The sequence below is a fragment of the Corallococcus terminator genome, from assembly GCF_003611635.1.
Lineage (GTDB): Bacteria > Myxococcota > Myxococcia > Myxococcales > Myxococcaceae > Corallococcus > Corallococcus terminator.
The window spans coordinates 1-9,162 of the sequence record NZ_RAVZ01000369.1 but is presented as its reverse complement, the minus strand read 5'-3'; the positions used below and the strand labels follow the sequence as shown (position 1 = coordinate 9,162).

Sequence of the window (9,162 nt, the reverse complement as noted above, 5' to 3'; positions counted from 1 at the left end):
CCACCGCCCCGGCTCCGCCCAGCGTGCCCACCCGCCGCAGCGTCGGAGAGCGCTGGATGCGCGGGCGCTGCAGGGCCGCGAGGATGCGCGCGAAGAGGGCGCCGCCCAGGATTCCCAGCCCGGTGGCCGCAAGCCAGCTCAGGCCTCCCAGCGGCGTGCCGAGCACCGGCGCCAGCAGCTCCGGGGCCGCCGCGCCCAACAGGAAGGCGAGGACGAAGGGTCCCCCCGCGACAATCGCCACCAACCCCCACTGCCTCGCGTTCAGTCCGTGCACAGGCATCCCCCGCTCCCGGGAACACGATGGGCACCGGCAGGCAGGCGCGCCAGGGTGATGCGCCCTTGCGCGGGTGTAGGCGTGCGCGGGGCGTCACTTCCCGCTCAGGCGTCGCACTCCGAGGGACTGTCGGTGAAGGTGCCCAGCGCCTCCGGGAAGGTGAGGACGCCCCCGGTGCTCAGGGTGCCGGACACGGGCTTGCGGCCCTTGAGGGTGATCTCCACGGCGCGGCCCCGGACGGTGTACGTGCCCGGCGTGCGGGATTCGCGGGGCGTACCGGAGTCGTCCACCTCCCGCTGCCAGAACTCCACCCTGCCGCCGTCCTGGAATTTGAGAGCGCGGGTGGTGCCGTAGACGCCGACGCCGGGGCCGTACCAGGACACCGCTCGCACGAGGGCGGGCACGTCCGCCACCTTCTCCGGGGTGAGGCCCAGCAGCTTCTGCCAGCCCAGCGTGTCCCGGATGACGTCCAGGTCGGCGTCATCCCGGGCCCGCTTGAGCCGGCGCGGATCCAGGCGCACGGCGGTGGTGAGCTTCTCGACGATGACGTCGCGGTGGGCGCTGTACTCGCACACCTTGCCCTGCTTGCGCAGCAGGCCCAGGGTGGCGGCGACGTTGTAGTGGGCCAGGGCGTAGTCCGGCTTCGCCTGGGCGGCGGCCTGGAACCGGGCGAGGGCCTCCGGGTACTTGCCGGCCTGGTAGAGCCGGAATCCCTGGGTGTTGAGGGCCTGGCCCGAGGGGGGCGTGGGCGGGGTGGCGGACAGCGTCAGGGCCAGCAGGGACAGGGCGAGGACCATGTCGCTCCAGACGGGTGGGGCCCTGGGACATTCCAGGGGTGCGTAACCGCTTGCGCGTTGAAAGGCTTGAACCCTGGTGCTAGTTCCGCGCCATGGCAACCGGCATTGGCTACGCGCTCGACTTCGAGCGCCCGCTCATCGAGCTGGAAAAGAAGATCGAGGAGCTGAAGGTCCTCTCCACCAGCGGCACGGTGGACTTCTCCTCCGAGATTTCGAAGCTGGAGAAGAAGGCGAAGAAGCTCCAGACGGAAATCTTCAGCGACCTGACGCGCTGGCAGATTGTGCAGTTGTCGCGGCACAACGCCCGGCCGTACTTCCTGGACTACGTCCAGTTCCTCTTCACGGACTTCTTCGAGATGTGCGGCGACCGGCACTTCGGCGAGGACCCGTCCATCGTCGGCGGCTTCGCGCGCTTCGACGGCAAGCCGGTGATGGTCATCGGCCACCAGAAGGGGCGCAACACGAAGGAGAACATGGCGCGCAACTTCGGCATGCCCCGCCCGGAGGGCTACCGCAAGGCGCGCCGGCTGATGGAGCTGGCCGAGCGGATGGAGAAGCCCATCCTCACCTTCGTGGACACGCCGGGCGCGTACCCGGGCATCGGCGCGGAGGAGCGCGGGCAGGCGGAGGCCATCGCCGTCAACCTGGAGGTGATGAGCCGGCTGCGCGTGCCCATCATCTCCACGGTGGTGGGCGAGGGCGGCTCCGGCGGCGCGCTGGCCATTGGCGTGGGCAACCGCGTGCTGATGTTCCAGAACAGCGTCTATTCCGTCATCAGCCCGGAGGGCTGCGCGTCCATCCTCTTCCGCGACGCCACCAAGGCGGACAAGGCCGCGGACGCGATGCGGCCCACCGCGCCGGACCTCCTGGAGATGAAGATCATCGACGAGGTCATCCCCGAGCCTCCCGGTGGTGCGCACCGCGATCCGCCCAAGGCGGCCGAGTCGCTGGGCAAGACGCTGCGCAAGCACCTGGGCCAACTGGCGGAGCTGTCGCCGGACGAACTGGTGCGCGACCGCTACAACAAGTTCCGCGCGCTGGGCATGTTCTCCGGCAAGTAAGAGGTTCATCCCGCATGCGACCGCTCGTTCCTCCCTACGTCGAGACGCTCAAGGCCTACGTTCCAGGCAAGCCCATCGAGGAGACCGAGCGGGAGTACGGCCTCACCGGCGTCATCAAGCTCGCCTCCAACGAGAACCCGCTGGGCCCGTCGCCCCGCGCGGTGGAGGCGATGAAGAACGCCGTCACGTCCGTGCACCTGTACCCGGATGCGACGAGCTTCCACCTGGTGCGCCGGCTGGCCTCGCACCTGGGCGTGAAGCCGGAGGAGGTCGTCCTCGGCAGTGGTTCCAACGAGCTCATCGAACTGTTGATGCGCACGTTCACCACGCCGGAGGAGGAGATCCTCCTGTGCAAGGGTTCGTTCCCGGCGTACCGCATCTCCGCGCAGGCGCATGGTCGCCCGTTCGTGGAGGTGCCCATGCGCGAGGGCTTCCGCTACGACCTGGTGGCCATGGCCCGCGCAGTCACACCGCGCACGCGCATGGTGTTCCTGGCCAACCCGGACAACCCCACGGGCACGGCGTTCGGACGCAAGGACCTGGAGACGTTCCTGGCCGCGGTGCCGAAGGACGTGCTCGTCATCCACGACGAGGCCTACGCGGAGTTCGTGGACTGGCCCGACTACGCGAGCGGCGTGGAGCTGTTCCGCGCGCACCCGAACCTCGTGGCGCTGCGCACCTTCAGCAAGATCCACGGGCTGGCCGGCATCCGGCTGGGCTGCGCGGTGATGGACGCGAAGCTCGTGGGGTATGTGCACCGCACGCGGATGCCCTTCAACCTCACGGTGGTGGCGCAGGCGGCGGGCATGGCGGCGCTGGACGACACGGAGCACGTGCGCCAGACGCGGGCGAACAACCACGCGGGCCTGCGCTACTACGAGCAGGAGCTGCTGAAGCTGGGCGTCACGCTGTCGGAGAGCCACGCCAACTTCGTCTTCGTGGACTGCCACCGGCCCGCGGGCGAGGTGTACGAACAACTGCTGCGCCGGGGCGTCATCGTCCGGCCGATGGCGGGCAACGGTTTTCCCACCTGCCTGCGGATCTCCGTGGGCACGCCCTCCGAGAACGCTCGGTGCGTGAGCGCGCTGAAGGAGATCCTGTCATGAGCCCGCGTCCGTTCATCGTCGCCATCGACGGGCCGGCCGGGGCGGGCAAGTCCTCCGTGTCCAAGCTGCTCGCGCGCCGGTTGGGGTTCGCGCTGGTGGACACCGGTGCCATCTACCGCTGCGTGGCGCTGATGGCCTCGCGCGAAGGCATCGCGTTCGACGACGACGCGAAGCTGGGCGAACTGCTCGGGCGCGTGCGGATCCACTTCCAGGTGGTGGGGGAGGAGAACCACGTGATCCTGGGCGGCGAGGATGTGTCCGGGGAGATCCGCACGCCGGCCATCTCCATGGGCGCCTCGCAGGTGTCGGGCCGTCCGGTGGTGCGCGCGGGACTGCTCGCGCTCCAGCGGAGGCTCGCGCTGGAGACGGAGGCGGGCGCCATCCTGGAAGGCCGCGACATCGGCACGGTGGTGTTTCCGGACGCGGACGCGAAGTTCTTCCTCGCGGCCGACCCGGAGGTGCGCGCGCGCCGCCGCTTCGAGGAGCTGTTCCAGAAGGGTGTGGACAGCAGCCTGGAGGCCGTCCTCACGGATCAGACGCAGCGGGACACCGCCGACTCCGCGCGCACCGTGGCGCCCCTGAAGGCCGCCGACGACGCGGTGCACGTGGACTCCAGCAGCATGCCCCTGTCCGACGTCGTGCGGACCCTGGAGCAGGAGATTGAACGCCGCCGGGCCGTTCGCGGCGCCTGAGGCGTTCCGGCTGTTCCGCGCGGGGCAGGGCATGGACCCTGCCCGTCGGCGACGGCGTCCGTCAGAAGCTGACGCCGTCCGTGGCGGGTGACGGCACCGTCATCGCGAGCCGGGCCTGGCTGCCGCCCTTCTCGTAGAAGCGGTGGTACAGGTACAGGTCCGCGAGCACCTGCTTCACGTACCCGCGCGTCTCCTTGTACGGGATGGACTCCACGAAGAGATCCAACGGCAGCGTGCCCCGCTCCTGCGTCCAGCGCACCGCCGCCTTGGGGCCCGCGTTGTAGGCCGCCGCCGCGAGCGCCGGATGGGCGAAGCGCTTCATCAACTGCGCCAGGTACCAGGCGCCGTAACGGATGTTGCGCTCCGGGGCGAAGAGGTCCGCGGGCGCGGGCGCGGGCTCCGACATCTTCAGCGCGATCTCCGTGGCCGTGGGCGGGATGATCTGCATCAGCCCTCGCGCGTCCGCCGCGCTCATGACCTCCGGGCGGAACGCGCTCTCCCGCCGCATGATGGCCCACACGAAGAACGGATCGAGCGCCTGCCGCGTGGACTCCGTCTCCACCGCCTGAGCGAACGCGCGCGGATAGAACGCGGCCAGCGCGTCCGGGGCCTTCGCTCCGAAAGCCCGGCCCCAGAGGTAGCGCGCCGCCACGCTGTGTGCGTGGCCGTACTCGCCCAGGTGCAGGAGCGCGTGCGCGAACGGCAGCGCCTGGTCCGCTGAGCGCAGGCCCGACACGCGCGACTGCACCTCGTCCGCCGCGTCGCGGAAGAGGCCCGCGCGCGTGAGGGCCACCGCCAGCTCCAGCTCCGGAGGCCGGGGCAGGGTGAGCTGTTGCGGCGGCTGCGGGAAGGCGGCCGGCGGCTTGCGCCCCAGCTCTTGCAGCCGCTCCGAAGCCAGCAGCGCGTAGAACGACGCAGGCGCGGCGCTGATGACCGCCTCGTAGGCCGGGCCCACCACGGCCGGCTTGCCGCCACCCAGCTCGTCCGCGCGCGCCATCCAGTAGCGGGCCTGCGGCGCGAGGGCCGTCTTCGGATACGCCGTGATCAGCTCCTCCAGGGCCTGCTTCGCCCGGGGGTACTGTTCCAATCGCAGGTGCGCCAGGGCCCGGAACCACATGGCCTCGTCGCGGCGTCGCGAACCCTTGTAGCGCTTCTCGTAGTCCACGAAGGACTTCGTCGCGTCCTCGAAACGGCCGCCCTGCATGTCCAGCCAGGCGGCGAAGAACGCGCCTTCCTCGCCCGCGGCCTGGGACGGATACGCCTTGTCCAGCGCCGCCATCAGCCCGCGCGCCTTCACGTTGTCATCCGAGCGCAGCGCCCGGCGTGCCACCACCAGCGCGGCCTCCGCGGCGATGGCCGGCGGGCCCTTGCGCGCCACCGCGAGCGCCTTCTCCGCCTCGTCGGGCTTGCCTCGCACGAAGAGCACCTGGGCCCGGAGCAGCGCCACCTGTGCTTGCGCGGGGGCCCCCTTCACCAGCGACCGCTTCTCCGCCGTCTCCAGCTCTTCCTGGGCCCGGGTCGCCGCGCCCGCGGAGAGGAACCCCTTCGCGCGCTGGAGGTGTTCGGGGAGGGTCAGCTTCACTGCGGGCTTGAGCGCGCTCAGCTTCTCCAGCGCCTCATCCGCGTACGGGTGGGTGGGAAAGCGCAGCGCCACCGCCTTCAGGTCCGCGCGCAGGCCCGCCGGGTTGCCGGTGGCCGCGCGCGTCGTCGCCCGCTGGAAGAGCAACTCCGCCGTGGGCTGCGCCGCCGCCGCCGACTCCAGCACCGGGGCCGCGTCCTTGGGACGGTGGGCGTCCAGCAGGGCCTCTCCCAACCGGGCCCGGGCACGCACCGCGAGGGCCGGGGAGGCCTTCTCCAGCGCCCGTTCGAAGTCCCCGGCCGCCCCATTGGGGTCGCCAGCGTAGAAGCGCGCCTGCCCCAGGTAGAAGGCCTGGAAGGCCTCCAGGGGCGGCGGGGCGGGGTGCCGGGCAAGCAGGTCCCGGGCCAGGGCCGCATCGCCGTCGGAGAGGACCAGGGTGCCGGCGAGCAGGCCCAGGCGGCCGGCGTCAGGGCACTTCGCGGCCTCGCAGGCGGTGAGCTCCGCCCTGGCGAGGGTGGCCGCGTCGGGCCGGTGCAGGCGGACGGCCTCCAGTGTCGCCGGGGACTGTCCCAGCGCCACCCCCGTCACCCAACCCGCCACCCAGCCGGTCCAACTCATGGAATCTTCCTTTCACATCGCGGCCTTGCGGCATCGGAACGAGAGGTTTGAAGTCGACATTCCCCAACAGGTGGGCGGGGGTCGGTTTGACAGTCGGCCCGACAAGTCCTAGATCCCGCGCCCACGGGCTGGTCCCGCGGGGTTGTCGACCCGTTGCGCAAGCCGGTGGGAATCCTTACGTTGCGCCGCCGTTGAGCGCTACTGCGGACCGCCGTCGTGTCATCAGGCGGACCTGTCGTCGGTAGCACTGCTCGTTCACAGACCTCGGGGGGGGAAACAGCTCATAGGGGAGGCTCCATGAAGCCGTGTCCATCCGATCTGCCGCAGACCATCAATCCCGAAGCCGGCCCGAAGCGGGCAGGCGTCGAGACGCATCGCAACCTGAACTGCAACCACTACGACAACTGCCTCGATGAGGCCGTGCGTCGTGGGTGGCAGTCGTTCACGTGCATGAAGTGCCCGATGTACGCCAACCTCGCGCCTCCGCAGATGGGGCTCGAGGCCTACGCGACCCAGCGTCGCCCCGTCTAGTTATCGACGGACGCGTCCTTTTGTTTCGGGGCGCATGACGCTGTTTTTCCGGCCACGCCCGAAGGGGGACGTGGCCGGAGTCCGCGTGGACATCCCTTCGTCGCGCCTCCGCCCCCGACCTTCCGGCCAGGGAAAACGGTTGGCGGCCCTGCGTTTCAGCTCAGGGCATGGGATGCGTGGTGAAGAAGTTCCAGAGCATCGTGTTCGCCTGGAGGTCCGACGTGACGTCGCCTCCACACTGCGTGCGCGTTGCCGCCGGGTAGCGCGTGCTGCCCGGCCAGACGTGACCCGCGTGCCGCCGTTGGAGTGGCCGGTGGCGAAGACGCGCTTCGTGTCCACGCTCGGTTGCGTCTGGAGAGTTGCGCGGAAATCGTCCGGCGCGCGGGCTTCAGCGGACCGCGGCGTAGATGACGGCCACCCAGTACTGGCCCTGGCCGAAGCGCTTGGAGTTGCCCTTCACCAGCCCCACGCCCACGCGGGTGTTGGTGGCCGTGGCGAGGCTGCGGGATTCGGGGATGGCGCCCGGGTCTCCCACGACGAAGAAGTCCACCGACGCCGTGCCCGCGTCGGGCAGCACCGAGAACACGCGCTCGTGCAGGGGGGACGGGTCTCCCGCTCCGGCCGAGGGTTCGTCCTGTTCCAGCGAGCGCCGCGCATGTTCGCGCGCCAGTCGCTCCAGCACATCGCTGCGCACCAGGGGCGGCAGCTTGAGCGTGGCGCGGTGCCGGGCCAGCGCCTCGTATGCGTCCGACAGCGGATCCGTGGAGGCCGCCGCGCCGGGCGAGGCCGCGGTGAAGACCTCCGTGACGATGGCCTGGTCGCGCCCGTCGATCTTCTGGAAGGCCACGCCCACGCCCATGAAGCGGAACGCAGGGTCCATCAGGTTCTTGCGGTGACCGGGGCTGTGCTCGATGCCGAAGTGCGCCGCGAGCGGGCCCGCGGCCAGCCCCAGGTTCTCTCCCGCGCGGATGTAGCGGGTGCCCTCCGGAAGCCGGCGCGTGAGGGTGGAACCGTCCGGCGCGACGTGGGCGAAGAAGCCCTCCGCGGCCATGCGCGTGCTGTAGCGCAGCGCCACGTCCTCCAGCGTTGGATCCGGCGCGAGCTCCGGCAGGTGGTGCGCGCGGCGCAAGGCGTTGATGCGCTCGTAGAGTGCGTCACGCGCCTCGGTCAGCGTGGTGGGTTCGCGGGTTGCCTCGCGTGCGCTCTTCGCCGAGCGCGCGCCCACCTGCACGAGGAACAGCGAGGCCACCTCCGGTCCCGCGTCGCCCTGGCCCACCACCTCCACCGTATAGGTGCCGGAGCGGGTGAAGGGGAGCCGGGCGCAGAAGCCGGAGGTGCCCGCTGGTGCGCGCGACAGGGGAACGCCTTCCACCTCGCCATCCGGCCGGGTGATAAAGACTTCGGGACTTCGCAGCGGCGACACCAGCCGGCCGCAGACCGTGCGCTCCGTCTTCGCGGTGGCCAGGGTGCGGGGGAAGGGGAGGATCTCCGCCTTGCGGTCCGCGATCAGCAGCACCAGCGCGGCCCGCTCTCCCAGGAACGCCACGCCCACGCCGTAGTGGCTCGCGCGCTCCTCGTTGAAGTCCGCGCGGGCGAGGAAGGTCTCGATGGCGTGCGCGTGCACCCAGGCGCGGATGACCAGGGCGCGGGGCGACGGATCCGCGGCGCCGGATTCGCTGACGGCCTCGGTGAGGGTGAGCAGGTCGGGGGCGCCGGTGGTGAACTCGCTCAGCGCTTCGCGCGCGAGCCTCCGGGCCGCGGTCTCCAGGGCCTTGTCGTTGGTGGGCGCGCGCCGGCCCACGCGTTCGAATTCGCGCGCGACGTGCATGCGGGCCCGGGCCTCCTGGGACTGGGGTGTCTCCACCGCGAGGGTGGGCGTGAGCGCCGCGGCTCCTGGATCGGTGGGCGTGACGGAGGCCACCTTCGAGGGCGGTGGCTCGGCGGAGGCGCGGGGGATGGGGCCCCATGCCGCGGCGAGCAGCACGCCCAGGAGCGCGGTCCTCCTCACCGGGACTCCAACTGGAAGGTGAGCGCCGTCACGGTGCCGGGGCCCAGCTTTTCGTTGAGCCGCTCGCAGAGGGACGGGGCCTGGCGGGTGAGGGCCTGGGCCCACTCGGCGTTCTCCACGGAGATGACGAGCGTCTTGCCCTCCAGGTGGTGCGGGCGGCTGTGGCGCGCGGTGTTCTCCCCGGCCGCGGCCACCCAGAGGGGCATCAGCGACATCCCACGGCCGGACTCTCCGGCGAGGCGCGCCAGCACTTTGGGAAGCAGGCTCTCCAGGGTCTTGGGTTCACTGCGCGCCATCGTCGGGCGATTCTGGGACCCCGGGCGCCGGATGCCAACCGACACTTGCCTGCCCGCCCGTCGGATTTTCCCGCCGCCCGGACACCCACGGTGTTTCCGGATGTGCGCATGGGGTGCTCAGCGGGTCGCGTCACGGGCGGTCCCCCTGTAAGGTCCGCTCAAGGCCGGTCCCCCTCGGAGTTCCCCCATGTCCCCAGTCC

The 9,162-nt window shown here is 71.1% G+C and carries 9 protein-coding genes; 4 read left to right on the top strand and 5 right to left on the bottom strand.

Annotation, left to right across the window (positions count from 1 at the left end; all coding sequences use genetic code 11):
* Positions 1-280, bottom strand: a 280-nt coding sequence (locus D7V88_RS34865) for a hypothetical protein (protein WP_208726654.1), incomplete at its 3' end; no start/stop codon positions are given.
* A gap of 98 nt (positions 281-378) precedes the next feature.
* The gene (locus tag D7V88_RS34860; RefSeq protein ID WP_208726653.1) at positions 379-1,071 is read right to left on the bottom strand and encodes a tetratricopeptide repeat protein; all 693 of its coding nucleotides are present in this window, start codon (positions 1,069-1,071) and stop codon (positions 379-381) included.
* A gap of 92 nt (positions 1,072-1,163) precedes the next feature.
* Here D7V88_RS34860 and D7V88_RS34855 point away from each other — a divergent pair, with 92 nt between their 5' ends.
* Genes D7V88_RS34855 through cmk form a run of 3 tightly spaced genes read left to right on the top strand, consistent with a single transcriptional unit; the run spans position 1,164 to position 3,930 of the window.
* Positions 1,164-2,132, top strand: coding sequence for an acetyl-CoA carboxylase carboxyltransferase subunit alpha (locus tag D7V88_RS34855; protein ID WP_120544920.1), 969 nt, complete (start codon positions 1,164-1,166; stop codon positions 2,130-2,132).
* Between the two features lie 14 nt (positions 2,133-2,146).
* The gene (hisC, locus tag D7V88_RS34850) at positions 2,147-3,238 is read left to right on the top strand and encodes a histidinol-phosphate transaminase (RefSeq protein ID WP_120544919.1); all 1,092 of its coding nucleotides are present in this window, start codon (positions 2,147-2,149) and stop codon (positions 3,236-3,238) included.
* Positions 3,235-3,930 (top strand): (d)CMP kinase, encoded by a 696-nt coding sequence (gene cmk / locus D7V88_RS34845; RefSeq protein ID WP_120544918.1) that lies wholly within the window; start codon positions 3,235-3,237, stop codon positions 3,928-3,930. Before hisC ends, cmk begins: the two co-directional genes overlap by 4 nt.
* A 61-nt stretch (positions 3,931-3,991) precedes the next feature.
* Here the strand turns inward: cmk and D7V88_RS34840 are convergent, their stop codons facing one another.
* Positions 3,992-6,127 carry a transglycosylase SLT domain-containing protein gene (locus tag D7V88_RS34840; RefSeq protein WP_120544917.1) on the bottom strand — a complete coding sequence of 712 codons (2,136 nt, stop codon included), beginning with the start codon at positions 6,125-6,127 and terminating at the stop codon, positions 3,992-3,994.
* A gap of 297 nt (positions 6,128-6,424) precedes the next feature.
* Between D7V88_RS34840 and D7V88_RS34835 the strand changes: the two genes are divergently transcribed.
* The gene (locus D7V88_RS34835; protein WP_014396719.1) at positions 6,425-6,658 is read left to right on the top strand and encodes a hypothetical protein; all 234 of its coding nucleotides are present in this window, start codon (positions 6,425-6,427) and stop codon (positions 6,656-6,658) included.
* A gap of 388 nt (positions 6,659-7,046) precedes the next feature.
* Here the strand turns inward: D7V88_RS34835 and D7V88_RS34830 are convergent, their stop codons facing one another.
* Both D7V88_RS34830 and D7V88_RS34825 read right to left on the bottom strand, forming a co-directional pair.
* Entirely contained in the window at positions 7,047-8,666 is a 1,620-nt protein-coding gene (locus D7V88_RS34830) for a CAP domain-containing protein (RefSeq protein ID WP_372241152.1), read from the bottom strand.
* A complete protein-coding gene (locus D7V88_RS34825; RefSeq protein WP_120544916.1) occupies positions 8,663-8,962 on the bottom strand; it encodes a DciA family protein in 300 nt (99 codons plus the stop codon). The genes D7V88_RS34830 and D7V88_RS34825 overlap by 4 nt, the downstream gene beginning before the upstream one ends.
* Positions 8,963-9,162: the final 200 nt, after the last annotated feature.

What these genes read in the sequence shown, in the direction of transcription:
- D7V88_RS34860 (WP_208726653.1), bottom strand. Translation starts at nt 1,071, where the DNA reads ATGGTCCTCGCCCTGTCCCTGCTGGCCCTGACGCTGTCCGCCACCCCG.
- D7V88_RS34840 (WP_120544917.1), bottom strand. Translation starts at nt 6,127, where the DNA reads ATGAGTTGGACCGGCTGGGTGGCGGGTTGGGTGACGGGGGTGGCGCTG.
- D7V88_RS34825 (WP_120544916.1), bottom strand. Translation starts at nt 8,962, where the DNA reads ATGGCGCGCAGTGAACCCAAGACCCTGGAGAGCCTGCTTCCCAAAGTG.
- cmk (WP_120544918.1), top strand. Translation starts at nt 3,235, where the DNA reads ATGAGCCCGCGTCCGTTCATCGTCGCCATCGACGGGCCGGCCGGGGCG.
- D7V88_RS34835 (WP_014396719.1), top strand. Translation starts at nt 6,425, where the DNA reads ATGAAGCCGTGTCCATCCGATCTGCCGCAGACCATCAATCCCGAAGCC.
- D7V88_RS34855 (WP_120544920.1), top strand. Translation starts at nt 1,164, where the DNA reads ATGGCAACCGGCATTGGCTACGCGCTCGACTTCGAGCGCCCGCTCATC.
- hisC (WP_120544919.1), top strand. Translation starts at nt 2,147, where the DNA reads ATGCGACCGCTCGTTCCTCCCTACGTCGAGACGCTCAAGGCCTACGTT.